The organism is Winogradskyella luteola (assembly GCF_019203985.1).
In the GTDB taxonomy this organism is placed as follows: domain Bacteria; phylum Bacteroidota; class Bacteroidia; order Flavobacteriales; family Flavobacteriaceae; genus Winogradskyella; species Winogradskyella luteola.
Genome location: NZ_JAGSPD010000008.1, coordinates 11960 through 38912 on the forward strand (window position 1 = coordinate 11960; position 26953 = coordinate 38912).

Sequence of the window (26953 nt, forward strand, 5' to 3'; positions counted from 1 at the left end):
AGCTTTTGCTTCGGTTTTTCATAATAATTAAAATAGATTTTTAATTAAAATCTTCTGCTGTTACGCCTTCGTTTACTTTTACATCCTTAGTCTCAAAAGTAAATGCTTGAGGGCCAGTAGTAACTTTCATTGTATAAGGCATCATAACTCCGTTTACATCCTTGTAGTTAGAAAAGTCTGTTACGGTAGTCACTGATTGCCCTTGTCCTTCGTTGGTTTCCTCGGTTCTTACCAAATACCCTGTATCCACGTCATAATATCTAAAAGATGACTTACCGTCTTCAGTTACCGTAATTTTGTAAACATCTGTTCCATCAATCGTTGTTTTGCTATCCAGTTCAATAGTCGAAGGCTCAAGGTATAGTTCTTCAAATAATCCTTTATTGGCTTTTCTTGAAGACAATTCTTTTTCCTCCATAGGAATTTTTCTTCCCTGTTGTTCCATATATCCATTTTCACCATCAAAGTTTTGCTTCATCAAGGTTCCCATACCTTCAGCAACCACCTCCATGTGGAATTTGTTTGGTGCCATCTGCTTTATGGTAGCTTTAGGCTTAAACGGGGCTCCTGGGATTGTCATTTCTGAAACGATTAAAGTAGAGTTGACTTTTCTCAAACTATCTTCACCTCCAACTGCTTTTACGTAATTCTTAATTACAGTTTCTGCGGTTAAACCTTCAGGTAATGGCTTAGAAAAAACAGGCTTCTCTGTCTTAGTAGCATATTTATCATAGTACATAATAGGAATTCCTGTTTTTTCAAGATTCTCTAGTACTTCACTTCCTTTACCAACAACAACAATACGTGCATTTTCTGGTTTAAAGTGTTTGTTAGCCACTCGCATAACATCATCTTTAGAAACTGCATTGATTTTCTTTAGATAAGTAGAATAAAAATCTTCCGGAAGATCATTTAACTTAATGTTTAAGGCATAGTTTGCAATAGTCTGCGGACGCTCTAAAGCCAAAACAAAATCACCAACATACTTTGCCTTTGCATTGGCTAAATCTTTAGAATCTACAGGTTCAGTTTTAATTCTATTGATTTCCTTAAGCGTTTCTACAACTGCACTATCTGTAACCATGTTTCTTACTGCTGCTCCTGCTGTAAAACGAGATGCATTCCATCTGCTTGTACTAATATTTGAACGTGCTCCATAAGTATAGCCATGTTCTTCTCTAAGATTCATGTTTAAATAACTACCAAAACCACCTCCTAAGATTTTATTGGCAATCAATACAGCGTGATAATCATCATCATTCATTTTAAAATCGACATTGTTAGTCAATGAGATATTAGATTGTACTGCATTTGGCATATCCACAAAATTAATTTGTGTGTATTGTGCATTAGGATTTGGCTCTGGAATTGTAATGTCCACACCAGCTGATTTTTCCCATTTACCGAAATGATCTTTAATCTGTCGTTTAACTTCACTCATGTCCACATCACCAACAACTACTAAATATGCATTGTTTGGATTAAAGTATTTTTCGTAAAACGCCAATACATCACCAAACTCAATATTGTTTACAGTTTCTTCAGTAACAAATTCGCCTCTTGGATGATTTTTTCCATAAGATAAAGCTCCACCAACTCTGCCGGCAACAGCATCAACGCTTTTTTCTTGAGATTTTAAGTTTTCAATAAGTTTCTCTTTTTCCTTTTCAAACTCTTCCTTAGTTAATAACGGATTGATGGCGGCATCTGCCATTAACTCAATTATTCTATTTGAATATTTAGACAAAGAACTTGCAAAAGCACTTTGTGGCCCAAAACTTAATCGTGCTCCTAAAAAGTCAATTTCGTCATTGAACTCATCTTTAGGAATGTTTGTAGTTCCGTTACCTAGCATAGCACCAAGTATGCTAGATATACCAGCTTTTTTGCCTTCTGTGATGGGCTTGTTGTCAATTCTAAGTGAGTAAGAAACTCTAGGCAATTTGTGGTTTTCTACCACTAGCACTTCTATACCGTTATTTAGCTTAAACTCACCTGGCTTCTCTAATGTAATTTTAGGAGCTGGGCCTGGCTCAGGCATTTTAGATCTATCTATTTGTGCATTTACACCCATTGCCATTAAAAACAATACAATAAATGCTGATATTTTAGTTTTCATATTACTATTCATTTTTATTTTATTGATCATCTTTTTTTGGTAAATACTCAAGAATTAAACGCTGATTAGGATTTAAATACTTTTTAGCAACATCTCTCATTTCCTCTCTTGTAATAGAGCGGTAGATGTCAATTTCGTTATTAATCAAATTAATATCGTCATATAACATATAATAACGCGCTAATGAGTTTGCTATACCAGAAACACTAGAGTTTGAGTTTACAAACTGATTTTCAAATTGATTTTGAAGTTTTTGATAATCGCGCTCAGAAATCAATTCAGTTTGTATTTTTGCTACTTCCTCGTCCATTTCTGTAATCAGTGTATCTAAAGATACATCACCTAATGGTAAAGCAAACAAGGCATACATTCCGTAGTCTTCTTGGCTAAGGTTTACTGCGGCAACTTGTAGTGCTTGCTTCTGTTCGTCTACCATTTTTTTGTAAAGTACAGAACTTTTACCACCACTTAAGTATTGTGAGATCATATCTAAAACATAAGCATCTCTATCTTTAAAAGAAGGTGTTCTGTATGCTGCAATTACAGCAGGAATTTGAATGTTAGGGTCATAAGCCTTATCTCTCATCGACTCAGTAATTGGTTCTTCTCTAGGAAGATCTCTAGTTACTTCAGCTCCTCTAGGAATTGGGCCAAAATAATCTTGAATCATTTTTTTGACCTCAGCTTTATCAATATCACCGGCAACAACTAATACAGCGTTATTTGGGACATAGTATTTTTTATTGAAAGCTTGGAACTCTTCTAAAGTTGCAGCATCTAAGTGCTCCATTTCCCCAATCGTAGTCCCTTTGTATGGATGAACTTTAAACATACGCTTCTTAACTTCAGCTAGAATGTTTCCATAAGGCTGGTTATCTACACGCAATCTTTTCTCTTCTTTTACAACCTCGTTTTGTGTATCTACACCTATTTGGTTTATAACAGGATGCAATAAACGTTCCGACTCCATCCAAAGACCAAGTTCTACACTGTTAGAAGGAAATACTTCGTAGTAGTAAGTTCTATCATCAGTGGTGTTTGCATTATTGCTTCCTCCATTAGAGGTTACAATATTGAACCACTCCCCACGTGGGATATTTTTTGTTCCTTCAAATAATAAGTGTTCAAAAAAGTGAGCAAAACCTGTACGTTCTGGATCTTCGTCTTTAGCACCGACATGGTACATTACTGAAACTGTTACCACAGGAGCAGAATTATCTTGATGCAAAATAACATGCATCCCATTATCTAAATCGTACTCCTCAAATTCTACTTGTTGCGCATTGGTATGAAACCCAATAAGCAACAAAAGCGCTAGAGTAAATAAGCTTTTTTTCATTATTAATAGTGTTTAAGTTTTAAAATTGTTTTAGTGTTTGTCTAATTCTAATGTAGATTGTTACACAAAGCCTTGCAAAAATAAGGAATCATTCGTCTTTTTTAACATAATTAAATGTGAAAACTCTATTAAAAGTTGCTCAATATTAAATACCTACCATCTGATACTTTTAAGATTTGATTATAAACCACCCGAAAAGCCTTAAAACGTTTGTAGATTAAGATTTTAGGAGTATATTTGCATCCGCTTTCTGAGAAAAGCGCATTTTGATTTATAAACAAATTAATAAAAACGTTACGCTATGTACGCAATTGTAGAGATAGCAGGGCATCAATTTAAAGTTGAAAAAGACCAAAAAGTTTTTGTTAACCGTTTAGCTACTGAAGAAGGTAAGAAAGTTTCTTTCGACAACGTTCTTTTAATAGGAAATGGTAACGATGTAACTTTAGGCGCCCCAGCTATAGACGGAGCACAAGTAAGTGCTAAAGTCTTAAAGCACCTCAAAGGTGATAAGGTGATAGTTTTCAAAAAGAAAAGACGTAAGGGTTACCGTGTTAAAAATGGTCACAGACAAGCCTTAACAGAAATTGTTATTGAAGGCATTACTGCTTCTGGAGCTAAAAAAGCTGCACCGAAGAAAGAAACTAAAGCATCGACAAGCTCAGCTGCCAAAGCTGAACCTAAAGCTGCTGCACCAAAAGCAGAAGTAAAGAAGGAAGTACCAAAAGCTAAACCAGCTGCAAAAAAAGCAGCAGGTAAAGCAGATGATTTAAAGAAAATTGAAGGCATTGGACCAAAAATAGCCTCTACTTTAGTAGAAGCTGGTATTGCTACCTTTGCTGATTTGGCTAAAGCTAAGCCAGAAGCAATTTCTGAAATTATCGCTAACGTTCGTGGTAACCATGTTACTGATACTTGGCCAGCTCAAGCTAAATTAGCTGCTGATGGTAAGTGGGACGAGCTTAAAAAATGGCAAGACGAATTAGATGGTGGTAAAGCTTAATCGCTAACCACTTAAGTATAATAATATAAAACCTTAAGACAATGGCTCATAAAAAAGGAGTTGGTAGTTCTAAAAACGGTAGAGAATCAGAATCGAAACGCTTAGGTGTTAAGATTTTTGGTGGACAAGCTGCTGTTGCTGGAAACATTATCATAAGACAACGTGGTAATACGCATCACCCAGGTGAGAATGTATACCAAGGAAAAGACCATACTTTACATGCAAAAGTTGATGGTTTAGTAAAATTTACCAAGAAGAAAGACAATAAGTCTTACGTTTCTATTGAGCCTTTTGAGGCTTAAGGAATTTTACTTCTTAAAAAATTAAACCCTTTTCTGCAAATAGAGAAGGGTTTTTTGTTTAGTGTCGTTCAGAGGACTAATGGAGAAGTCTAATCTACTTAAGTAATATGATGAAACAGAGATTCTTCACTTTGTTCAGAAAGACACTAAACAATATCCATTGTCTTTAACAGAAAACTTGCATTCATATTTTGGCAAACACCTTGTTTGAGTTTGTAATCGAAAAAGAGCTCATCATTTTTGATTTCAGCATCAAAGAAATAGTTCTTTACAGCTTCTAATTCTGCTTCGATTTTGGTAAGGCTCAAATCGTGTGTTGCTATAATTCCTGTAGCATTCAACTTTACTAATTTTTCTACGAATTTTCTTGAGCCAATCGCTTTGTCTGTACTGTTGGTCCCTTTTAGAATTTCATCTAAAATAACGAAGTAGTTTTTATCTTTTTCTACGGTGTCTACAACGAATTTTAACCGTGTTAATTCACTAAAGAAATACGAACTGTCGTCTGTTAAGGAATCGGTAGTGCGCATGCTTGTAATAAGTTTAATGGGCTTATACTTGCTTTGTTTGGCACAAATTGGCAAACCAACATTTGCCATAACTATATGTAGTGCTACAGTTCTTAAAAAGGTACTTTTACCAGCCATATTGGCTCCGGTAATAATAAAAAACTGCTCTTCATTTAGTTCTAAATCACTATTAATTCGTTTCTCTGGCTTTAGTAATGGATGCCCTAAGTCTTTTGCTGAAATTGTAGCGTTTTCATTAGTTATTATAGGGTAAGTAAACTGTTGATGATTAAAGGCGTAGTTTCCTAAACTATTATATGCATCAAAAAATGTTACCACTTCAAACCAAGTTTCCACCTTATCTGCATAGGTATTTATCCATTGTTCGACATGATAGGTTTGTCTAATATCCCACAAAAGATAGCCGTTGCCGAAAATGGCAGAAATAAAATTGTTTCTATTGTCTAAAGCGTCTAAGGCTTTTGAGAATTTTGAAAATATTTGAGATGCTTTTAAATCTTCAGATTGTATTTTCTGTTGTTGTTCTTTTAATAATTGAGATAAAAATTCTTTTTGTTCAATCTGTTTTAAAAGTAGTGCATATTGTCTAAAGGTGTCTTTAGCTTTTTCTGTATTTTGGGCTACGTTATTGATTTTTTTTAAATATTTACCTGTAATGGCAAGACCAAAAAGTAGCCAATAACCAGCATATTTTATAGGAATAATTTCTAGGATCCCTAAAGCTACAATGGTAACAGATACTATACTAAAGACAATTGTTAACCAATAAAGCGTTGTGCTTAAAAAGGGTTGATAATCCTTTAACCATTTAATTACAGACTTTGCCGAATGTTCTATGTCTACACCTTGCGCTACTCCAGAATAATGCTGTCTCCATTCTGGCAATGCCGCTAATTCTTTTACAGCTTCTTGTCTGGCTGCTATATTTGAGGTGTCGTTTGCAAGTAATTGCTTAACGAGTGTTTCTGTACCTTCCTTAATGGTTGTTCTATTTATAAATTGAAAGAAAGAACCTCGTCCGAATAAATCGATATCTAAACTGTAATAATGTTTTGGATTTTGAAATTGTGAACCATTAGGTCTGTTGTGAAAATCACCTGACGCTATTTTTAGCTCTTCTTCATTAATAATCGCTAGCCTCTTGTGTAGAAATCTCTGAGCCTTTAAATCTGTATACCTTGATAGTAAAAACAAGAAAATAGTGATTCCAAAAACACTTATAATAACTGCAGTTTGCCAATTTTGAAAGGTTAAATAAATACCAAACGCGGCCATTACAAAAACAGAAAGTCTAAGCACACTAAACAATCCCATTTGTTTATATATGCGTTTAGATTCAGTATTGTGTTTTTTTAATTGTTCTTTATAAAATGAACTTGGGTTTTGCATTTTAATAAATTATAGTCCTGATGCATCAACACCATTAAAAACAGCTAAAATAATCTCGACCGCATTTTTATAAAACTGTGGTGTTATAGCTTCAAAATCGTCTGTTGGCTTATGGTAAGCTTCATGATCTTCATTACCAAAGTATAAAAAGGGAATTTTTGCTAAATGAAAAGGGGCGTGATCCGAAGACATTGTCCAGTTTTGTTTCCCATCAGTTCCATCGTGTCCTTGTAACAATTTAGTTGTGGTTTCATTTTCTAAATTATCAATAATCGATTTCAATTTATCGTTGTATCTACCACCAACCACGTATAATTCATCTTTTTGACTACGGCTTATCATATCCATATTAATATTGAGAATGATCTTATCTTTTTCAATAGTTTTTACAAAATGCTTCGCACCTTGTAATCCCATTTCTTCAGCATCAAAGGCTGCTAGAATTACAGAGTGTTTGGGTGGGTTTTTCTTTAGGTGTTCTGCAAAGGAAAATAAAGCTGCGACACCAGATGCATTATCGTCCGCACCGTTATAAATTTGCCCATTTTTCCCAATACCTAAGTGGTCGTAATGCGCACTAACGACTATGTATTTATCTTTATATGTTGAGCCATTAACCAGAGCTAAAATATTTGTGCCGGTGATAGTGTCTTCTTTGCGATGAAAATCAAAAGAATGTTTATAGTTTCGGAAAGGCTGAACTCCCAACTCTTTAAAAGTCTTAATTATATAGTTTCTTGCCAGTTGCGCACCAGCACTTCCTGTTGCTCTGCCTTGATATGTGTCAAAGCTTAAAGTTTTTACACGTTCTAGGAGTTTTGCTTTGTTAAATGTGGCTTTTTTTGCTTCTGTATTTTGTGCACAATTAAACGTAATAGACAATAAGCAAAGTAATAGCGCAAATAACTCGTTCTTCATGTTTAGGGATTTGATATCAAATAAAAGAAAAATCCTGAGGATTAACTCAGGATTTTTAATAAATATAAGTTATAATTTTTAGCCTTTAAGACTTGCTGATAAATATTCGCGATTCATACGTGCAATGTTTTCTAAAGAAATGCCTTTTGGGCATTCCACCTCACAAGCTCCAGTATTGGTGCAATTACCAAAACCTTCATCATCCATCTGCTTCACCATATTCAATACTCTATCTGTAGCTTCAACCTGTCCTTGTGGTAGTAGAGCAAATTGCGATACTTTTGCAGACACAAATAACATCGCAGAGGAGTTTTTACAACTTGCTACACAAGCTCCGCAACCAATACAAGTTGCAGCATCAAATGCTTTATCTGCGTTTTCTTTTTCAATAGGAATAGCATTTGCATCTTGAGTATTACCAGACGTATTAACAGAAATAAAACCGCCCGCTTGCTGAATACGATCAAAAGAGGTGCGATCTACAATTAAATCCTTAACCACAGGAAACGCTACAGCTCTCCAAGGCTCTATATAAATTGTATCTCCATCTTTAAAACTACGCATATGCAATTGACATGCCGTAATTTTTGTTTGTGGACCGTGAGCTCTACCGTTAATATACAAAGAGCATGTTCCGCAAATACCTTCTCTGCAATCGTGATCGAATGCTACTGGTGATTCTCCTTTCTCAATCAATTCTTGGTTGAGAACATCTAACATCTCTAAAAAAGACATGTCTGGTGAAATACCACTAACAGGATAATCAACGATTTTTCCTTTATCATTTGCGTCTTTCTGACGCCATATTTTAAGTGTAAGATTCATGCGATTATGAATTTAATGTCTAATATTTTTCTTTTAAAAAATCTTGACCAATTTGAGTAACATCTACTTCCGTATTCTCAAACTCCATTGGTAATCCGCCAGTTTTTTTTAGAATAAAATTTAAAAGTAGAGCCGCTAATAATGTTACAATAAATATAATAACTCCATAAATAATCAAAATAAATATAATGGCAAAAATGCCACCGCCAAGCATGGCAAAACCACCGGCTAAATCTTGAGTGGCTCCAACAGCTGATGCAATTAACATAATCGGAACAAATATTAATAACATAATAGCCAGATATGTCAATGTTGCAATAATTGCATATTTAACAGGATCTACACGCTTGAGCTTTATTTTTAAGATTGAATTATTCATAAATAAATTTATAATGTTACTTGTAACTTCTCTCTTTTACTTCAATATTATCATATTCTAAAGACTCTTTGTGATGTGCAGCTTCACTAGGTTGCCCTTTATACTCCCAAGCCGATACATACTGAAACTCTTTACGTCTCATTGCCTCGCCACCTTCTGTTTGGTATTCGTCTCTAAAATGTCCACCAGCAGATTCTTCACGTTCTAGAGCATCTTTTGCAAATAATTCCCCTAACTCCAAGAAATCTGCGACACGACCTGCCTTGGCCAACTCTTCATTGTATTCGTGCTCTGTACCAGGCACAAATACATCTCTATAAAATTCATCTCTTAATGCAGCAATTTCGGTAATAGCTTCTTTTAAATCTTTTTCATTACGTGCCATTCCACATTTATTCCACATAATTTTTCCTAAACGCTTATGGAAATGATCCACAGATTTAGAGCCTTCGTTATTGATAAACTTTTCAATATCACCTCGAACTTTCTGCTCTGCTTCGTCAAATTCTTTTGTGTCAGTAGGAATTTCTCCTGTTCTAATATCATGTGCTAAATAATCACCTATTGTATATGGTAACACAAAATAGCCATCAGCCAATCCTTGCATTAAAGCTGAAGCTCCTAATCGGTTGGCGCCATGGTCAGAGAAATTTGCTTCTCCAATAGCATATAGACCAGGAACTGTAGTCATGAGATTATAGTCTACCCAAAGTCCCCCCATGGTATAGTGAACCGCTGGATAAATCATCATTGGTGTTTCATATGGATTCTGATCTACGATTTTCTCGTACATCTGGAATAAGTTTCCATACTTGTTTTCTACGACTTCTTTACCAAGTTTAGTTACGGTTACTTTGTCATCAACATTTAAGCCTTTTACGTAAGCTTGCTCTTTTCCATAACGCTCAATCGCAGAAGCAAAATCCAAGTAAACCGCTTCACCGGTTTGGTTAACACCATAACCTGCATCGCAACGTTCTTTAGCGGCTCTTGATGCCACATCACGAGGCACTAAGTTACCAAAGGCTGGATAACGTCTTTCTAAATAATAATCTCTATCTTCTTCTGCTAAATCTGTTGGTTTTAAACTTCCATTTCTAATGGCATCAACATCTTTTTTATGTTTTGGTACCCAAATACGTCCGTCATTTCTCAGCGATTCGGACATCAAAGTCAATTTAGATTGATGGTCTCCAGAAACAGGAATACAAGTTGGGTGGATTTGCGTATAGCATGGGTTTGCAAAAAAGGCTCCACGCTTGTGAGCTTTCCATGCTGCAGTTACATTACTTCCCATAGCATATGTAGAAAGATAAAATGCATTTCCGTAACCGCCAGTTCCTAATACAACAGCATGTGCAGAATGTCTTTCTATTTCGCCAGTAACTAAGTTACGTGCTATAATTCCTCTTGCCTTTCCGTCAACAATTACAACATCTAACATTTCGTGACGTGTATACATCTTTATTTTACCACGACCAATCTGACGATTCATAGCTGCATAAGCACCCAATAGTAATTGCTGTCCTGTTTGACCTTTAGCATAGAATGTACGTGATACCAATACACCACCAAAAGAACGGTTATCTAAAAGTCCACCATATTCTCTTGCAAAAGGTACACCTTGTGCTACACATTGGTCAATGATATTTGTCGATACTTCAGCTAAACGATAAACGTTGGCTTCACGCGAACGGTAATCACCACCTTTTACAGTATCATAAAATAATCTGTATGTTGAATCTCCATCACCCTGGTAGTTTTTTGCAGCATTTATTCCACCTTGTGCTGCAATTGAATGTGCACGTCTTGGGGAATCTTGAAAACAGAATGCTTTTACATTATAGCCAAGCTCTGCAAGGGTAGCAGCAGCAGAACCACCAGCCAAACCTGTACCAACAATAATTACGTCTATTAACCGCTTATTAGCTGGATTAACAAGGTTGATGTCGTTTTTATGTTTTGTCCACTTGTCCGCTAAAGGACCTTCTGGTATTTTAGAATCTAATATTGACATATTATCTTTTATTTAGTGGGTGAAATGGTGAAATAAAGCTATAAATACAAATCCTAGAGGTATTCCAATAGCGTACACTTTACCAAAACCTTTAAGCCCTTTGGTATATTTATTATTGGCTCCGACAGACTGAAAAGCAGAATTAAAACCATGTAATAGGTGTAAGCTTAAAAGTACGAATGATATTACATAAGCAGCTACACGTAATGGATGATGGAACTTGTGTACCAATTCTTCGTAATATCTAAAACCACTTTCGGTATTAACCGGATCTACAAGACCACTCATATCACCAACAATGTATTTTGTGTTAATCTCAGGAATCCAAAAATCGATAAAATGCAACACCATAAATGCTAATACGACTGCACCTGTTAATAACATATTTCTACTCATCCAAGTTGAGGTTGCAGAACGACTTGTTTTTGCATAACCAATCTTTCTTGCGCTCCAATTTTTATATTCTAGAATAAAGCCCATTACAAAGTGAAACACAACGCCAAAAATTAAAACGGGCTGCAAAAGGTATTGAATTACCCAAAATGTACCCATAAAATGAGATACATCATTGAAAGTGTCTGGACTAAAAACTGATAAAATATTGATTGCAAAATGTTGTAATAAAAAAACCATTAGGAAGAGTGCCGAAATTGCCATGGCAAACTTTCTTCCAATCGACGAATTTAAAATTCCGCTCATTGTAGATCTAAACTTTTTGTTAGTCTTACAAAAATACAGTAGAATTGGCGTTTTGCCAACAGTAGTGTGGTATAATTATTTATTTAGAATGGTTTTAATTAGAAACACTAGGCACTAAGCCTCTAAGTCCCATATCAACCACTTGCTCACCAGCCGAAGGCTCATATTTCCCATCGTTATTGACTTCGGTCCATTCGAAACTATTGTTTATTGAAAAAGATAATGTTACCGTAACATCTTGGTTTTCATTTCCTGTGATGGTAAATGCGTTTAAAAATTGACCTGTAACAACGCACGACCCTTGTGGAACGGGAGATGTATTAAATAATGGATTTGGTACTGTAGTAACTCCTTCTGGCGCTTGTCCTTGTGTGGTGAATCCTAAGGCTTCAAACGCCCAAAATCCCTGAAGTTTATCGTCATTAACTATAATGGTACTTCCATTTAAATCAAATTCCGTTATATAGTTGTTATAACCAACAAAGCTGGCTAAAGTTCCTGTAAAATCGTCATTACCATTGTAGATTGAAATATCGCCTTCCTGATAGGCCAGAGACACTCTTACCCATTCATAAGTTCCGGTTTCAACTTGGCTTAAAGGTATACTTAAAAATACGTCATCATCCCCTGCAAAAATTGACTGTTGAAAATTGATTGCCATATCACCTCCAGCATTTGTTTCTGGTCCTTCATAAATTATTTCTCCTTGTCCTAAAAGTGTTGTTGCTGTCGGAGCAAATTCTATATAATTGGCACTCATTCTCTTAATCAATGGAGTTTGAGCAGCATTACCATTGGGGATTGTTGCTGGTTGACCTAAATTGTCTAAACGTATTTGGTTAGCATCAAAATTGAGCTTAATTATAAGATTGGGTTGTGGATTATCATCTTGATCTTCGCTACAGGAGAAGCAAATTATAAAACTTAACAGCAGTAGGATTTTATTTGGTTTCATCACTAAATTATTTTATTTCAAGTTTTGTTTTTTTATCATCGATTTGTATTGTGTAAACGCCTTTTGGTAAATAATATTTTCCATTACTTCCTTCATTAATGTCAATGCTGGTATTTTCTTTTAGTAAAGCTTTTCTACCTTTTGAAGTTATTTCTAAATTGTAATCTACATAATTAAAGCCTTTATCTGTATCTACTTTAATACGGTTTAATTCTGTACCTTTTTCAGATAGAATTTCAATGATTTTTTCGCCTGATGAATTGCTGAAAAATTGAATGCTTTTTTCGGGTTCGTAAGCTTCTAACCACTGACTCCACGAATTTCCCCAACTGTTTGAATGGCGTACCGGACTTACATCGAAAAGTGTGATGTCATTAGACGATACTAAAGTGTCACTAAATTTTTGTAAAGGTGCAATGTTGGCTTTATAAATGCTTCTACCATGCGTGCCTAACAATAGATCTTTAGCTTCGGGTTGAATGACAATATCATGAACTGCAACGTTTGGAACTCCATTTGAAAACGCTTCCCAAGATTCACCATTGTTAAAACTAACATAAGCTCCATTATCAGTACCTAAATACAAAATGGATTCATTTTCAACATCTTCTCTAATAACATTAACAGGAGAAGCCGGAATGTTACTACTAATGTCTTTCCAGGTTTGTCCGTAATCATCGCTCATATAGGCATAGACTTTAAAATCGTCCCAACGGTAACCATTGAAGGTCATATAAACACGTTCCTTTTTGTATTTTGAGGCAATAACGCGACTGACCCATAAATCTTTTGGAAACGAGTTTGAAATAGTCGCCCAACTTCCACCAGCATTTTTAGTGATATGTACCAAACCATCATCACTACCTGTATAAATCAATCCAAATTGAAATGGACTCTCACTGATGGATGTCAAAGTTCCATAGGCTACATTTCCTTTTTTTCCTCCATTGGTTAGATCATCACTAATTGCTTCCCAATCATTACCTTGATTCATTGATCGCATTAATTTATTGCCACCTAAGTATAAAATATCTTGATTGTGGGATGAGAGCAGAATTGGGGTTTGCCAATTAAATCGATATGGTTTTTCTCCCAAAGTATGCTTTGGTTGGATATACGTCTGAGCTTTGGTTTGTAAATTCAATCTAAAATAATTTCCAAATTGATAACCTGTGTATACAATATTGGAATCACGATTATCAACCTGAATTTGCATACCATCTCCTCCCATAATCGCTTTCCAAGGATACTGACCTTGTTGGTGCCAGCTTTTATCCTCACGTGCGTTGTGTGCCCCTTTCCAAATGCCATTATCTTGCAAGCCACCATAAACATTATAAGGCTTTTCATTATCGACATTAATAGCATAAAACTGACCCACGGAAGGTGAGTTGTTTTTAATCCAGTTTTTACCATCATCATAGGTAATATTTACACCACCATCGTTTCCATCTACTAAATGATTCGGATTTTTTGGATTTATCCAAAGCGCATGATGGTCTGCATGTACGTTTTCTGCACTAATTGAAGTCCAGGACTTTCCTCCGTCTTTAGATTTCACAATCGGAACTCCATAAATATAAATATGGTCTTCATTTTCTGGTGAAACATGTATATGACCGAAGTAATAGCCATAACTAAAGTAAATGCCATCTAAGTAGTCATCGTGCGTTTTCTTCCAAGATTTCCCTCCATCTGTACTTTTATAAACCTCAGCACCAACTACTGGAGTATCAAACAACATAGAATTGGCATCTTCTAAATACTTGGCTAAATCAATAGGTTTTACATTACCAGAGCGTACCATTTGTTTTATATTTTCCGCCCTATACTTTTCCTGAAAGCCATTAGTTTTCAAAAACTTATTGAGCTTTTTGTCGTCTAATTCTAAGAAGTCTGCATTAGACATCGTTTTGAAATCTTCCTTTGTCAGTCCACGTTTTTCATCTTTCTTTTTATCATTTGGTCTTCTAAATTGGCTATCGTGTACTGCATAAACCACATTATCATTAAATATAGCTATGCCAATTCTGCCAACTCCTTCGCCTGTTGGAAAACCACTACTCACTGTTGAAACTTTTGTCCAAGTCTCACCTGCGTCTGTACTTTTGTAAATACCTGAGTTAATTCCATTTCCTGTAAAATTCCATGCTTTTCTATCTTTTGCCCAAGATGTGGCATACATCACATTATAATTATTTGGGCTGTGTTGCAAATCAATAATGCCACTCATATCATCCACGAAAAGGGTTTGCTTCCATGTTTTTCCACCATCTGTTGTCTTGTATATTCCACGCTCTTTATTGGGGGAATACAAATGACCCGTTACTCCAACGGTAACAATATTAGGATTATTAGGATGAATTAAAATTGGCGCAAAGTGGTGCGCATCCATAAGGCCAACATTAGACCATGTTTTTCCATTATCCGTCGATTTCAAAATTCCAATACCTGCATACGAAGATCGTGATGCGTTGTTTTCGCCAGTGCCAACATAAATTGTTCGTGTTGGCCAATGCACGGCAATATCACCTACATTTTGTGTGTCTGAGCTATCCAAAACAGGTGTAAATGTTGTTCCGTTATTTACGGTATGCCAAACACCACCTGACGCGTATCCGACATAAAATTCTGAAGGCATTTCTGGGTTGACATCTAGGTCTACCACACGGCCACTCATAACGGTTGGCCCAATATTTTTGAAAGGCACATTTTTAACCAACGACGATTGTACCATCGCCTTTTTTTGATTCAAGGCTTGCTTTACGATTTCTGAAGAAGTTGCAGGTTGCTGTGAAAAAACCAAACAAGTACTTAGCAATACTATAAACGAAAGAAATTTTAGATAGGACATTTTGGTTGATTTTGTGTGGCATGAAATTAATAAATATCGCTTAGAGCATCAAAAAAGTCTCTAAGTAAATAGAGATTAAAACATATTCTAATACATTAAGAGGCTGTCGGAAAAATAAAAAAATTACTCTTCAGGCAGCCTCCTTAAATTATTTATACCTTAAGTATTAAGAACTAATCAATAATGATTTTTTCTGTTATTGATGCTCCGCTGCCATGTATTGTTAAAAAATAAACCCCATTGCTCGCTCCAGCTAAATCAATTTGGTTTAGCGTTGTATTTACTAATTTCTTTTGCATAATAAGCCTACCGTTAATATCGTAAACCTCGGCATTTTCTAAAGTAAAGACCCCCGAATTATTAATATAAACTATTCCCTTAGATGGGTTTGGATAAATGCTAATCGCTGTGCTTAATTCTTCAGAAGAAACAGATAATGTAGAACAATCAAAATCCTGCATTAGTGATTCCCCACAAACTGAAGTACTGGTGCTTCTAGTTTGAACATTACCCGCACCGTTAATGTCACCTGTACTTAGATTACGTTGAGATTCTCCATTAGTTAATGAAAAATGCATCACTACATTACTATCGATAACATGTCCCAGTTGATGACCATGGCCCAATTCGTGTACGGCAACACTTTCAAAATCAAACTGCGAAAAGGAAGGCGTAGAAGGCCCATATTGCCAATTAATAGCATCATCAAATACAATGTCTAATTCATCTACATACCAATTTAAATTAGTGCCACCATTGATAAAGCACCCTATAAATCTAGAGGTACAGACCCCCAAAACACCAGAGGACAGTTCATTGCCATTGTCCATACGGATAATATTAATACCATCGTCAGCGGGAATATCGGTATTTGTCACTGCCCCAATGGTCCAATTGATTCCAGTTTCACATCTCCAAGTATTTAACGCTCTCATAAAAGAAGCATTAGCTGCAGCATTGGCATCAAAATCTGTAAACATCTGCCATGTATACCCACCATTTCCATCTTCATTGATATGTTGGGTTGGGTAAGCGATATTTGTTCCTGTTGATACACCATCTGATATAACATTTAGTTGTGCGTATTCTATATTGAGTGTCTGGGAAGAGGTTGCCAATATTGCCGTAACGCCAGAATTAATTATAGCTACTGATCCTGTTCCTGCGCCAGAAGGGATTAATACGGTAATTTGGGTGTCCGTCCAGTTAAGTATCTCAGTCTCTAGGGCTATGGCGAATGTAACGCCGCCATCATCTGCATTGGCAAACCCTACATTTTGTGCTGTTGTACCAAAACCAGACCCATTAATGACAAGTTCTGTCAATGTTCCTGCGGTCGCTGTCGTGGGGCTAATTGAAGAAATGCTGGCTCCACCTCTATTAGCTGTTTGGTCAGCACTAAAGTCCTTAACGTTGAGATAGTTGGTATTGGTAAGGTCAATAATATCATTGTAAAAACCTGTAATGCTTTCCTTTATAAAATATGGGTTAACAACTGTATTGTTAAATATATTGTACTTATAAAAACCTTGAGTGTCACTGTAAGCTTCAAAAGCACTGTGTTGTGTAGTAATATCTACAGTATTGTTTTTAAGTGTAAAAATGCCTATATCATGTTTTTGCAACTGAAGACTTGGTGTTACGACTTGAGCTTCAAGACCCACGGATCCACCTTGTGTAATAATTTCAACAGTAGATAATTGTTGACCTTTAAATACTTTATAAACATCTATAACATTTATAGTATAAATATTTTCACGATTCGCATCCCAATATGATTTTTTTGAGATAACTTTACCTTCAATAATTTGAGATGAAGCTTGAATTTGAACATCCAAAGGTACTTCATAAGTTAATTCTTGAGCATTTACTGTTTGTCGTTCTGCGAAAAGACAAAATATTATGAGTAAACAGAAATTTAGAGTAATTTTTTTCATGGTTAGGGTAGTTTGATTTCGTTTTATCGGGCTAATATAGCAATTTATCGATTTTTTTTAGAAGAAAATATCATTTATCACTTAAAATTTAAACCAAAAATGAAATACAATTTAATTGATCACAATCTTTTTATAAGAAACCGCAACAATTTTATGGCTAAGATGAAACCCAGCAGTTTAGCGGTATTCAATTCTAATGATATTTACCCTATAAGTGCGGATAGTACTATGCCGTTTCAACAACATAGAGATATATTTTATTTAAGTGGAGTGGACCAAGAAGAAAGTATTTTAGTGTTGTTTCCAGATTGCCCAAAAGAAAAGCATCGTGAAGTTCTTTTTCTAAAAGAAACGAATGAGCATATCGCCGTTTGGGAGGGTGAGAAACTTACCAAGGAAGCGGCTTTAAAAACTTCGGGTATTAAAACCGTGTATTGGTTGCAGGATATGGAAAAAATAATGTTTGAACTTATGACGCAATGCGATACGGTTTACATCAATACCAACGAACATTACAGAGCCAATGTAGAAACCGAAACACGCGAAGACCGTTTTACCAAATGGTTAAAAGACAAATACCCTGCTCATGCTGTAGCAAAAAGCAATCCGATTTTACAGCGTCTACGTTCTGTAAAAGACGCTATAGAATTAGACCTGATGCAAAAGGCCTGCGATATTACTGAAAAAGGTTTTAGACGTGTACTTAATTTTGTGAAACCAGATGTTTGGGAATACAATATCGAAGCAGAATTTATGCACGAATTCCTAAACAACCGTTCAAAAGGTTTTGCATATACTCCGATTATAGCTTCTGGAAACAATGCCAACGTACTACATTATATAGAAAACAACCAACAGTGTAGAGCAGGCGATTTAATTTTAATGGATGTTGGTGCTGAATATGCCAACTATTCTAGCGATATGAGTAGAACCATACCGGTCTCTGGCAGATTTACCAACCGACAAAAAGATGTTTACAATGCTGTAAACCGTGTTAAGGACGAAGCCACTAAACTATTGGTGCCAGGAACACTTTGGGAAGAATACCATGTTGAGGTTGGGAAGCTTATGACTTCTGAACTATTGGGCTTGGGCTTGCTCGACAAAGCCGATGTGCAAAACGAAAACCCTAATTGGCCGGCGTATAAAAAATACTTTATGCACGGAACTTCGCACCACATTGGGTTAGACACGCACGATTATGGTTTACTGCACGAACCGATGCAAGCCAACATGGTATTTACGGTAGAACCTGGCATTTATATCCCAGACGAAGGTTTTGGTATTCGTTTAGAAGATGATGTTGTCATCCAAGACTCTGGTGAACCTTTTAATTTGATGCGTAATATTCCTATTGAGGTGGAAGAGATTGAAGAGATTATGAATTCTTAGAATAAAGATTTATGAATAATGCTGAAAGATTAGCTTTATTAGAAAAAGCTAAACAATTTTTTAGAGATGAAATAGTCCAAGCGCATATTACTACAGCATGTACTAAAGCAGGAAAATTGTCAAACTACAATGTTAATCCTTTTTTGTTTAAATATTTAGCTAACTTTTTAAAAGGAAATGACGACCCAAGAAGTATTGCCGAAGCTCTAGTTTTGCCAAGAGTATTAGGTTCATCTATTAATACATCATTTGGAATGAGGATTCAAAAATTAATAAGTGAATTGTTTGAAGGGTTTGGGTCAACAACACCAGGAATAGATGTTGAATTTGTTGATTTAACTGATGGCAGAAAAAAGTATTGTCAACTAAAATCTGGCCCAAATACTATAAACCACGATGATGTCGAAACTATTTTTGGCCATTTTAAAGGAACTATAAATTTAGCACGTACTAATAATTTAAATATTGGTATCAACGATATGGTTGTTGGAGTTATTTATGGAGAAGAGAGTGAACTTAGTTCACATTATAAGAGAATAAGTGAAAACTATCCTGTACTTACAGGTAAGTTATTTTGGCATAGGTTAACTGGTAAAGAAGATTTTTATTTTGAACTGATAGATGCCGTTGGTGATGTTGCCCTAGAGGTCGATGGTACAAAAGTATTAGAAGATACTATAGACTCTTTGTCTAAAGAGATAGATGCTAAATTTTCTTGATGCCTCCTATGGTAATTATTCAAAAATTTAACAATAGAATAACCAATTTCTAGACCTAAATTACAAGGAACTGCATTACCTATTTGTTTATATTGTTGTGAAACAGAACCCATAAATTTCCATTGATCAGGGAATGTTTGAATTCTGGCATACTCTCTAACACTAAATGGTCTTGTTTCGTCAGGATGGCAACGCTCTGTTTGTTTTTGGGCAGGACTACAAGTTAGTGTTAAACTTGGTTCGTCCCAACCAATCCTTCTGGCCATACCTGTTTTTCCTCCACCTAAATAAAAACTTTTACCCATATACTCTTTCTGAATATCTAATGGTAAATCTCTCCAATATCCTTTAGGAGGAACTAAGTCTAAAACTTCTTTTTTATACTGAGGATATTTCGAACCTTCAGATTTAGGAACATCAGAATCATATAAATCACCCTTTTTCAAAGCATCAATAAGGTTGTAAATTTTGTTATATGGTTTTGGGTATTCATAATTGATATCAATATCTTTTCTAACTCCAACCAAAATCAATCGTTCCCGCTTTTGAGGAACATTATAATTAATTGCTTTTAAAACTTTATGTGGAATAACATTATATCCAATTTCATCCAAGATAGAAATCATTCCTTCTAAAGTTTTTCCTTTTTCATGGGATAAAAGGCCTTTTACATTTTCACCAATACAAATAGGTGGCTTAACCTCATTTATTACTCTAGCAAATTCATAAAATAGAGTTCCTCGAGCGTCTTCTAAACCCAATTTTTTTCCTGCATAACTAAATGCTTGGCATGGAAATCCGCCAGTAACTACATCAACTTCACCTTTATATTTCTCAAAGTTAAAACTTTTAATATCTCCCTCTAGAACATTCCAATTTGGTCTATTTTCTCGAAGTGTTTGGCAAGCCCATTTATCTATTTCATTTAAAGCAACACATTGAATTCCTGCTTTTTCTAGACCTATTGCAAGACCACCTGCACCTGCAAATAATTCTAAAACTTTATATTGTTTTAATGGCTTTTCAAAATTATTCATAGTTTCTTCAATATCATCGTCAAATAAACCAATCAATGAATCAATCTCTGATTTTTTATATATTCTATAGTTACTAATAGGTTCTCTAGCTGCAACTAATTTTTCGTTTCTATCCCATCTTCTCAGAGTTTCTTTACTTTTTCCGAGTTTTTTTGCAGCTTCTGCTAGCGAATAATAATCTTTAATAACCATATTACACAACCTTATACAAGGGTTACAAATTTAAAAGTATTTTTTGAATAAAAAAGGTATACTGAATAAATCTTTTTAAAGAGAAAAATCACTTCCCAAAACAAACAACCGTTCCACACTTTCTTTAGTAGAAATTTCTTCAGCATGCCAAGAAAAGGTGGTTTTTGCTCCTTTTTCCCAAATACAGTTAAAGTCCTCAGGTGCTTTGTATTCACTTATAAACACTTGGTGACCAGCTCTGCTTTGTTGGCGGCACCAGTTCCAAAATTGGGTATGGTCAAATTTTAAACTATATTTTGTTGTAGTTGCATAAGGAGGATCACAATAAATTATACTGTATTTAGGAATGTCTAAATCAAGATAAGATTGACATAAGAGTTGTACTCCTTGTAAGTGAGGCACTTGCTTGGTAATATTTCGGTAGTGTTCGCCCCAATAATCACGCTTACCTTGTTTATCGCGTCGGTAACCTGCAAACCATTTACCACCAAATGAATTAAAACCAACATAACCTAATAAGTGTTTTGGGTATTGGTCTTGGTTGTATTTAATATGTCTGTACTCGTTTTCGGTCACTGATTGGGGTGGATCCCAGTTTTCATAAATCAGGGCTTGCCACATTGCCATAAGTTCCTCGTGCTGGTCATTGGCGATACGGATACCTTTGACTTTGTCTATCATGTTCATACCGCCAGCAAAAGGTTCGATGTAGGCTTGGTTAGACTCTCGGCCCTTTAAAATGATGGGCAATAAATCTTTGGCAAAACGTGCCTTGCTTCCCATGTATTTCATCTGTCTCTAGTGATTTTTAATTGTACAATAGATGAAACTACAAAAGTTAAAAAAGCTGGTAATACCCAACCTAAACTATACTTAGCAAAAGGAATGACTTCAACAAAAGGCTCAACAAATTCTCTTAATTCTATGGCACCAAGAAAATCGGGGATGCTAAAAAGTATTGTAGAGATAATTACAGCTCTAAAGATTAATGGTGTTGCTAGTTTTTCGGGCATTACATTCAGTAGTATAAGAACTATGGTGATTGGATAGATCAATAATAAAACAGGAATAGCCACGGTTATTATAGATTTAAAATCTAGCTGACCCACAACAACTCCAAGCACACAGGCTATAATTGCCGTGACCACATAAACGGTTTGAGAATCTTTGAGCAATCCTTTAAAATAATCAGCTGTACCAGCAACAATACCAATAGCGGTTGTAAAACAAGCCAATGAAATGAGAATGCTTAAAACGGTGTTTCCAAACTCTCCTAAGGACGCAATACTTATACCTCGCAATAAATTGGCACGCTGCATGTCGCTACTCAATTCTGAGTTAACCTCAATTTCAGAACCATAATAAGCCCCAACAGAAATTAAACCTGCATATATGATAAACAGCCCTGTGCCAGCTATAAAACCCGATCTTCTAATAAGTTTGCGTTTAGATTCAAACGCTTCAACTTTCATATTTTTAAAATTCAAGGATACGATAATCACAGCACCAACAACAACAGCTCCAATAGCATCAAAGGTTTGGTAACCTTCTAATATTCCGGTGACTATTGGGGTTTCAATTTGTGAAATCCCAGTTGTAAATGCCGAAGATGATAACCCAATACCAATTACAGCCAAAAGCATAATGACGATAAATGGCGTTAAAAACTTTCCGATGAGATTCAAAATTTTTGAGCGATTCAATACAAATACCAAAACAAGCGAAAAGTAAATAGCACTTGTCAATGATGGGGATGTGCCAAAAGCAGAATGAATGGCAATTTCGTGTGTGGCAGCAGCTGTTCTGGGTGATGGAATTGCAACAGCGATTATGTAAATAACAATACAGTATATTAAACTAAAAATTGGAGATACTTTTTTGCCAAAATCGAACAAAGTACCTTGTAATCTGGCATGTGCTAAAATTCCGATTATAGGAATAACCACGGCAGTAATCATAAAACCTATAGTTACCCAGAACCAATTTTCGCCTGCATTATAGCCCAATAATGGTGGTAACAACAGATTGCCTGCACCGAAAAATAGAGAGAATAAAGCAAAACTTGTAACTAATAACTCTTTACGTTGTATGTTCACTTAGTTGGTTTTTACAAGTTCTAAATCGTGAAAATCGAAACTGAAGTCAGTAATTGGCGCAATATATTTCATTGTAGCAGAGACTGCTTCCCCTTTTTCGTTAAAAGTGAATTGTACAAATACATCGGCATCATAGCTTCGGTCATTCCACTTTGCTACATAAGTCGTGGCATTGTATGGCAATAATTCGCCGAACAATCTTGGGGAGCGTTCACATTTAATACTATATCCTTTTTCATTATGTGAAATGATAATATCACCAAACCAATCATCTGTATAAGTGCCTACGATTTGTTTTGGTTTAGGCAATATTGGACTGCCTTTAATTTTTGAAACCTTAGCGTAAACATCTGCTTTTATACTATCATTATATTTAAGGTAATCTGTATTTCGAGATCCATATTTTTCCAGCCAATTTCTGTTTGCATAACCTAAATAGGAATCCTTAATCGTATTTGTTATGGTATTGAATGCAGAACCATTCATTTGATTGGTCAACACCACAATGGCTAAATCTAAATCTGGAATCATGGTAAACTGTGTTACCGTCCCTATCAACCCACCAGTATGGTAGACTTGCTTGTGCCCGCCTTTTACATCTGTAACGAACCAACCTAACCCATAACCTCGGAAGTTAGAATTGTACCAATCGCCAGGGCGAACGGTTAATGGGGTTTGTAATTGCCATAATTCATGAAAAAGTCTTGAGTCTAACAAACGTTCTCCGTTTTCAGTCACAGCATCATTCATTAAAAATTTAGCCCAAGTCATCATATCATGGACATTACTGACGATACCTCCAGCTGCATTAGCCGTTTCACTCCAATCATGCGGAATTTGGATCACCTTACCTTCAGATCTGGTATGTGCATCGATAATATTCGATTTGTCAGAGATACGATTGTACGAAGCTTTGGAGTTTTTCATACCGACAGGTTCCATAATCTTGGTTTCAATAAAGTCTTCCCAAGACAAACCACTCACACGCTTTAAAACTTCACCAGCTATTATAAACATATTGTTGTTATAAGCAAACTTGCTTCTAAATGAGGTTTCAGGTTCTAGATGTTTTACATTGTTAATCACGTCTTGTACTGTAAAATCATTTCCTTCGGGAAAAAACATTAAATCACCAGCTCCTAACCCCATACCACTTCTGTGTGTCACCAAATCCCTAACGGTAAAATGTTCTGTCACCCAAGGGTCGTGTAATTGAAATTCTGGGATATATTTACGTACGGGGTCATCCCATTGTAACTTTCCAGCATCAACCATCATGGCCAAAGCAAAACAAGTAAAACCTTTACTGTTAGAAGCTACGCCAACTAAGGTATTTGAGTTCATGTCTTTTTTAGTAGTCAATGAACGTACTCCATGACCTTTGGCATAGACTTCTTTTCCGTCTTTAAATACACCAACAGATATACCAGGTACATCGAAAGTGGTTAAGGTTTTTTGTATTAATTTATCGAGTTCTGCTTCTTCAATTTGAGCAGACAAGGAGATACTGCTTATGAGAAGAGTTAAGATTAGTAGTCGCTTTAAAATCATATAATTTTTAATATTACGTCAGTTCGAGTGTTTTTCTGTAACACAGAGCTTGTCAAAGTGGGTATAAAATTATATCGGGAATATTTTTCCGACTATTCTCTATATTAATTTTAATCAATAACTTGTTTGAACTTCACTCGAATTGAGCTCATGTTTAGTAAAGGGTAAATATAATAAATGTTAATGATGAATAGGTTGCTAAAATACTTTCAAGACATATCTTTGTTATTGTGATTATAGCAAATAAAAATAGTAACATCCACTACACAGAATCTGGTGCAGGTTCTGCGATTGTTTTATTACATGGTTTTTTGGAAACAAGTATGATGTGGAAGAATTTTATACCAGAATTATCTAAAAACAACCGAGTCGTTTGTATTGATTTATTGGGTCATGGGCAAACAGATTGCATCGGTTACATACATACTATGGAAGCTATGGCAGATGCTGTTCTTGCAGTTTTAAAGCACTTAAAAGTCAAAACTGCAAAGTTTATCGGTCACTCAATGGGAGGTTATGTTGCATTAGCTTTAGCAGAAAAACAACCACAACTTTTTAGTGGCCTGTTCTTAATGAATTCTACGTTTAATGCTGATGCAGAAGATCGAAAGCTAATGAGAACTCGTGCAATTAAAATGACACATACTAACTACGAAAATTTAGTGCGCATGTCTTTTGCTAATTTATTTGCTCCTGAAAGTAAAATAAAATTTAAACACGATTATGAGAAGGCTTTGCAAGTAGCATTGGGAACTTCGGTGCAAGGTTATATTGCAGCACAAGAAGGCATGAAATTAAGACCCAATAGATTTAAGGTTTTTATTGGGTTAAACGGTAAAAAACTAATTTTGACAGGAAGAAAAGATGCACTTGTTAATACTGAAGGAATTAAACTCCAAATTAAAGGCACATCTGTTATTCACGAAGAACTATCTGAAGGTCATATGAGCCATATTGAAAATAAAACAGAATTAACTTACATAATAAAACATTTCATCGAAAAATAAATCATTTAAACGTTTTTTGTAAATATATTTTCTAAGTTTATACCACTAAATTCAACCAAGTTAGATATAAAACAACCTACTTATGCCTAATAAATTATACTGCGACTTCTTCGGCCATAATTATCAAGAGACAAAAAAGGTAACCAACCATGTTAAAGAGTACACTTGTAAACGTTGTAAAAAACAGCTAACCACAAATAGTAACGGTAAGCTTACAGAATTGACTCCAAAATTTCAAGAGATAAACTCAGCTTTAGAACGCATTTACAATAATAGAATGATGCGTTTGAAGCAAAAACCTATCAGTTCATCGATTTGTTGATTGTTAACAACCTGTGAACAACTTGTTTTCTTATATTTAGTTTCCTAAACCGATCTTAATCTCCATAAGACTACGAAGCTAAAATGAAAAATGTTTACTGCTCATTATTTGGTCATGACTATTCAGTGTCCAAAAACGTGACTTACCACGTAAAAGAGTACAAGTGTAAAAATTGCAAGTCAGAAATGACAATAGATGGTAACGGAAAGTTCATTCCGCTTACACCAAAATTCAAAGAAATAAATTCTGTATTAAATCGCGTTCATAACAAACGCTTAGAAAAAAGTCAAAGACTTCTTATGATGGATTATTAAGAGCATTCCACCCTTTTGCTATTATCGGTATTTTCTCCTCAGCTCTTGTCACTAAATGCATACCTCTATCTTCCTCGGTCATGTAACCTATAACCGTAAGATTTGGGTTTCCTTTAATCTTTGGGAAATCTTCTTGAGAAATTGTCATTAATAACTCGTAATCCTCGCCACCGTTTAAAGCTATTGTTGTACTATCAATATTAAATTCTTCACAGGTAGATATCACTTGAGGATCTAATGGAATTTTATTTTCATATATGTCTACACCAACTTTGCTTTGCTTGCACAAATGAATAATTTCAGAAGACAGTCCGTCGCTTATATCTATCATGCTGGTTGGTTTTACTTCGAGTTGATTCAATAATTCTACAATATCCTTTCTTGCTTCTGGCTTTAATTGACGTTCAATAATATAGCTGTACATGGAAAGATCTGGTTGATTGTTTGGGTTAACTTTAAAGACTTCTTTTTCACGTTCCAATACTTGTAATCCCATATAAGCACCACCAATATCACCAGAAACCACCAATAAGTCATTGGGCTTAGCTCCAGATCGTAAAACTTTATTGTCCTTCTCAACTTTACCAATTGCAGTAATAGAGATGACCAAACCAGAAGTTGAAGATGTTGTGTCACCACCAACAACATCTATATTGTATAGTTTTGCTGCGGTAGTTATGCCTGCATATAATTCTTCTAAGGCTTCTAGAGGAAAACGATTAGAAACGGCAATAGATACCGTAACCTGAGTTGCTATCGCATTCATTGCGTAGATGTCCGATAGGTTTACCATTATGGCTTTATACCCTAGGTGTTTTAAAGGTACGTAGCTTAAATCAAAATGTACACCCTCCATCAATAAGTCTGTAGAAATCACAACATTTTTCTTTTCAAAATTTAAAACTGCTGCATCATCTCCTATGCCTTTTACAGTAGACTTTTGATTGATTTCAAAATGTGCTGTGAGGTGTTCAATAAGTTTAAATTCACCCAATTCACTCAAAGGGGTTCGCTTTGGATTTTTGTCTTCTATCATGTTGCAAAAGTATTATGCTTT

Annotated in this window: 23 protein-coding genes; 7 read left to right on the forward strand and 16 right to left on the reverse strand. The window is 35.3% G+C overall.

The window, feature by feature from the left end:
- Positions 1-40: 40 nt before the first annotated feature.
- Both KCG49_RS10635 and KCG49_RS10640 read right to left on the reverse strand, forming a co-directional pair.
- Positions 41-2119: an insulinase family protein gene (locus KCG49_RS10635; protein ID WP_218546425.1), complete on the reverse strand. Its 2079-nt coding sequence runs from the start codon at positions 2117-2119 to the stop codon at positions 41-43.
- 19 nt (positions 2120-2138) lie between these two features.
- Positions 2139-3458, reverse strand: coding sequence for a M16 family metallopeptidase (locus KCG49_RS10640; protein ID WP_218546426.1), 1320 nt, complete (start codon positions 3456-3458; stop codon positions 2139-2141).
- Positions 3459-3759: 301 nt separating this feature from the next.
- Here KCG49_RS10640 and rplU point away from each other — a divergent pair, with 301 nt between their 5' ends.
- Both rplU and rpmA read left to right on the forward strand, forming a co-directional pair.
- Positions 3760-4461 carry a 50S ribosomal protein L21 gene (rplU, locus tag KCG49_RS10645; RefSeq protein WP_218546427.1) on the forward strand — a complete coding sequence of 234 codons (702 nt, stop codon included), beginning with the start codon at positions 3760-3762 and terminating at the stop codon, positions 4459-4461.
- 41 nt (positions 4462-4502) lie between these two features.
- Positions 4503-4763 (forward strand): 50S ribosomal protein L27, encoded by a 261-nt coding sequence (gene rpmA, locus KCG49_RS10650; RefSeq protein WP_110474587.1) that lies wholly within the window; start codon positions 4503-4505, stop codon positions 4761-4763.
- 146 nt (positions 4764-4909) lie between these two features.
- On the opposite strand, the gene KCG49_RS10655 is transcribed toward rpmA, so the two are convergent.
- The 9 genes from KCG49_RS10655 to KCG49_RS10695 form a co-directional block, all read right to left on the reverse strand.
- A complete protein-coding gene (locus KCG49_RS10655; protein WP_218546428.1) occupies positions 4910-6682 on the reverse strand; it encodes a MutS-related protein in 1773 nt (590 codons plus the stop codon).
- Positions 6683-6691: 9 nt separating this feature from the next.
- The gene (locus tag KCG49_RS10660) at positions 6692-7600 is read right to left on the reverse strand and encodes a M20/M25/M40 family metallo-hydrolase (protein ID WP_218546429.1); all 909 of its coding nucleotides are present in this window, start codon (positions 7598-7600) and stop codon (positions 6692-6694) included.
- Between the two features lie 78 nt (positions 7601-7678).
- Entirely contained in the window at positions 7679-8425 is a 747-nt protein-coding gene (locus KCG49_RS10665; protein ID WP_218546430.1) for a succinate dehydrogenase/fumarate reductase iron-sulfur subunit, read from the reverse strand.
- 19 nt (positions 8426-8444) lie between these two features.
- Positions 8445-8804 carry a hypothetical protein gene (locus KCG49_RS10670; protein WP_218546431.1) on the reverse strand — a complete coding sequence of 120 codons (360 nt, stop codon included), beginning with the start codon at positions 8802-8804 and terminating at the stop codon, positions 8445-8447.
- A 16-nt stretch (positions 8805-8820) separates the two neighbouring features.
- Positions 8821-10821, reverse strand: coding sequence for a fumarate reductase/succinate dehydrogenase flavoprotein subunit (locus KCG49_RS10675; protein ID WP_218546433.1), 2001 nt, complete (start codon positions 10819-10821; stop codon positions 8821-8823).
- Between the two features lie 12 nt (positions 10822-10833).
- Positions 10834-11520: a succinate dehydrogenase cytochrome b subunit gene (locus KCG49_RS10680; protein ID WP_218546434.1), complete on the reverse strand. Its 687-nt coding sequence runs from the start codon at positions 11518-11520 to the stop codon at positions 10834-10836.
- A gap of 94 nt (positions 11521-11614) precedes the next feature.
- The gene (locus tag KCG49_RS10685; RefSeq protein ID WP_218546435.1) at positions 11615-12475 is read right to left on the reverse strand and encodes a hypothetical protein; all 861 of its coding nucleotides are present in this window, start codon (positions 12473-12475) and stop codon (positions 11615-11617) included.
- A gap of 7 nt (positions 12476-12482) precedes the next feature.
- On the reverse strand, positions 12483-15329 hold the full coding sequence (locus KCG49_RS10690) for a WD40/YVTN/BNR-like repeat-containing protein (protein WP_218546436.1): 2847 nt from the start codon (positions 15327-15329) through the stop codon (positions 12483-12485).
- A 173-nt stretch (positions 15330-15502) separates the two neighbouring features.
- On the reverse strand, positions 15503-17266 hold the full coding sequence (locus KCG49_RS10695; RefSeq protein WP_218546437.1) for a T9SS type A sorting domain-containing protein: 1764 nt from the start codon (positions 17264-17266) through the stop codon (positions 15503-15505).
- Between the two features lie 99 nt (positions 17267-17365).
- On the opposite strand from KCG49_RS10695, the gene KCG49_RS10700 reads away from it, so the two are divergent.
- Together KCG49_RS10700 and KCG49_RS10705 are read left to right on the forward strand one after the other, a co-directional pair.
- Entirely contained in the window at positions 17366-18658 is a 1293-nt protein-coding gene (locus KCG49_RS10700) for an aminopeptidase P family protein (RefSeq protein ID WP_218546438.1), read from the forward strand.
- A gap of 11 nt (positions 18659-18669) precedes the next feature.
- Positions 18670-19377 carry a PmeII family type II restriction endonuclease gene (locus tag KCG49_RS10705; protein ID WP_218546439.1) on the forward strand — a complete coding sequence of 236 codons (708 nt, stop codon included), beginning with the start codon at positions 18670-18672 and terminating at the stop codon, positions 19375-19377.
- Here the strand turns inward: KCG49_RS10705 and KCG49_RS10710 are convergent.
- From KCG49_RS10710 to KCG49_RS10725, 4 genes are all read right to left on the reverse strand, one after another.
- A complete protein-coding gene (locus KCG49_RS10710) occupies positions 19263-20606 on the reverse strand; it encodes a DNA cytosine methyltransferase (RefSeq protein ID WP_218546440.1) in 1344 nt (447 codons plus the stop codon). The genes KCG49_RS10705 and KCG49_RS10710 overlap by 115 nt on opposite strands.
- A gap of 75 nt (positions 20607-20681) precedes the next feature.
- A complete protein-coding gene (locus KCG49_RS10715; RefSeq protein WP_218546441.1) occupies positions 20682-21398 on the reverse strand; it encodes a DNA adenine methylase in 717 nt (238 codons plus the stop codon).
- Positions 21395-22702 carry a branched-chain amino acid transport system II carrier protein gene (gene brnQ / locus KCG49_RS10720; RefSeq protein ID WP_218546442.1) on the reverse strand — a complete coding sequence of 436 codons (1308 nt, stop codon included), beginning with the start codon at positions 22700-22702 and terminating at the stop codon, positions 21395-21397. The genes KCG49_RS10715 and brnQ overlap by 4 nt, the downstream gene beginning before the upstream one ends.
- Positions 22703-24202, reverse strand: a complete 1500-nt coding sequence (locus KCG49_RS10725; protein ID WP_256259963.1) for a serine hydrolase — start codon at positions 24200-24202, stop codon at positions 22703-22705.
- A 281-nt stretch (positions 24203-24483) separates the two neighbouring features.
- On the opposite strand from KCG49_RS10725, the gene KCG49_RS10730 reads away from it, so the two are divergent.
- From KCG49_RS10730 to KCG49_RS16620, 3 genes are all read left to right on the forward strand, one after another.
- A complete protein-coding gene (locus tag KCG49_RS10730) occupies positions 24484-25260 on the forward strand; it encodes an alpha/beta hydrolase (protein ID WP_218546444.1) in 777 nt (258 codons plus the stop codon).
- Positions 25261-25342: 82 nt separating this feature from the next.
- Complete coding sequence (locus KCG49_RS10735) at positions 25343-25582, forward strand: DUF1660 family phage protein (protein ID WP_218546445.1); 240 nt, start codon at positions 25343-25345, stop codon at positions 25580-25582.
- 83 nt (positions 25583-25665) lie between these two features.
- Complete coding sequence (locus KCG49_RS16620) at positions 25666-25896, forward strand: DUF1660 family phage protein (RefSeq protein ID WP_501037672.1); 231 nt, start codon at positions 25666-25668, stop codon at positions 25894-25896.
- Here the strand turns inward: KCG49_RS16620 and thiL are convergent.
- Positions 25880-26932, reverse strand: coding sequence for a thiamine-phosphate kinase (gene thiL, locus KCG49_RS10740; protein ID WP_218546446.1), 1053 nt, complete (start codon positions 26930-26932; stop codon positions 25880-25882). The genes KCG49_RS16620 and thiL overlap by 17 nt on opposite strands.
- Positions 26933-26953 lie beyond the last annotated feature (21 nt).

What these genes read in the sequence shown, in the direction of transcription:
- KCG49_RS10635 (WP_218546425.1), bottom strand. Translation starts at nt 2,119, where the DNA reads ATGAAAACTAAAATATCAGCATTTATTGTATTGTTTTTAATGGCAATG.
- KCG49_RS10640 (WP_218546426.1), bottom strand. Translation starts at nt 3,458, where the DNA reads ATGAAAAAAAGCTTATTTACTCTAGCGCTTTTGTTGCTTATTGGGTTT.
- rplU (WP_218546427.1), top strand. Translation starts at nt 3,760, where the DNA reads ATGTACGCAATTGTAGAGATAGCAGGGCATCAATTTAAAGTTGAAAAA.
- rpmA (WP_110474587.1), top strand. Translation starts at nt 4,503, where the DNA reads ATGGCTCATAAAAAAGGAGTTGGTAGTTCTAAAAACGGTAGAGAATCA.
- KCG49_RS10655 (WP_218546428.1), bottom strand. Translation starts at nt 6,682, where the DNA reads ATGCAAAACCCAAGTTCATTTTATAAAGAACAATTAAAAAAACACAAT.
- KCG49_RS10660 (WP_218546429.1), bottom strand. Translation starts at nt 7,600, where the DNA reads ATGAAGAACGAGTTATTTGCGCTATTACTTTGCTTATTGTCTATTACG.
- KCG49_RS10665 (WP_218546430.1), bottom strand. Translation starts at nt 8,425, where the DNA reads ATGAATCTTACACTTAAAATATGGCGTCAGAAAGACGCAAATGATAAA.
- KCG49_RS10670 (WP_218546431.1), bottom strand. Translation starts at nt 8,804, where the DNA reads ATGAATAATTCAATCTTAAAAATAAAGCTCAAGCGTGTAGATCCTGTT.
- KCG49_RS10675 (WP_218546433.1), bottom strand. Translation starts at nt 10,821, where the DNA reads ATGTCAATATTAGATTCTAAAATACCAGAAGGTCCTTTAGCGGACAAG.
- KCG49_RS10680 (WP_218546434.1), bottom strand. Translation starts at nt 11,520, where the DNA reads ATGAGCGGAATTTTAAATTCGTCGATTGGAAGAAAGTTTGCCATGGCA.
- KCG49_RS10685 (WP_218546435.1), bottom strand. Translation starts at nt 12,475, where the DNA reads ATGAAACCAAATAAAATCCTACTGCTGTTAAGTTTTATAATTTGCTTC.
- KCG49_RS10690 (WP_218546436.1), bottom strand. Translation starts at nt 15,329, where the DNA reads ATGTCCTATCTAAAATTTCTTTCGTTTATAGTATTGCTAAGTACTTGT.
- KCG49_RS10695 (WP_218546437.1), bottom strand. Translation starts at nt 17,266, where the DNA reads ATGAAAAAAATTACTCTAAATTTCTGTTTACTCATAATATTTTGTCTT.
- KCG49_RS10700 (WP_218546438.1), top strand. Translation starts at nt 17,366, where the DNA reads ATGAAATACAATTTAATTGATCACAATCTTTTTATAAGAAACCGCAAC.
- KCG49_RS10705 (WP_218546439.1), top strand. Translation starts at nt 18,670, where the DNA reads ATGAATAATGCTGAAAGATTAGCTTTATTAGAAAAAGCTAAACAATTT.
- KCG49_RS10710 (WP_218546440.1), bottom strand. Translation starts at nt 20,606, where the DNA reads ATGGTTATTAAAGATTATTATTCGCTAGCAGAAGCTGCAAAAAAACTC.
- KCG49_RS10715 (WP_218546441.1), bottom strand. Translation starts at nt 21,398, where the DNA reads ATGAAATACATGGGAAGCAAGGCACGTTTTGCCAAAGATTTATTGCCC.
- KCG49_RS10735 (WP_218546445.1), top strand. Translation starts at nt 25,343, where the DNA reads ATGCCTAATAAATTATACTGCGACTTCTTCGGCCATAATTATCAAGAG.
- KCG49_RS16620 (WP_501037672.1), top strand. Translation starts at nt 25,666, where the DNA reads ATGAAAAATGTTTACTGCTCATTATTTGGTCATGACTATTCAGTGTCC.
- thiL (WP_218546446.1), bottom strand. Translation starts at nt 26,932, where the DNA reads ATGATAGAAGACAAAAATCCAAAGCGAACCCCTTTGAGTGAATTGGGT.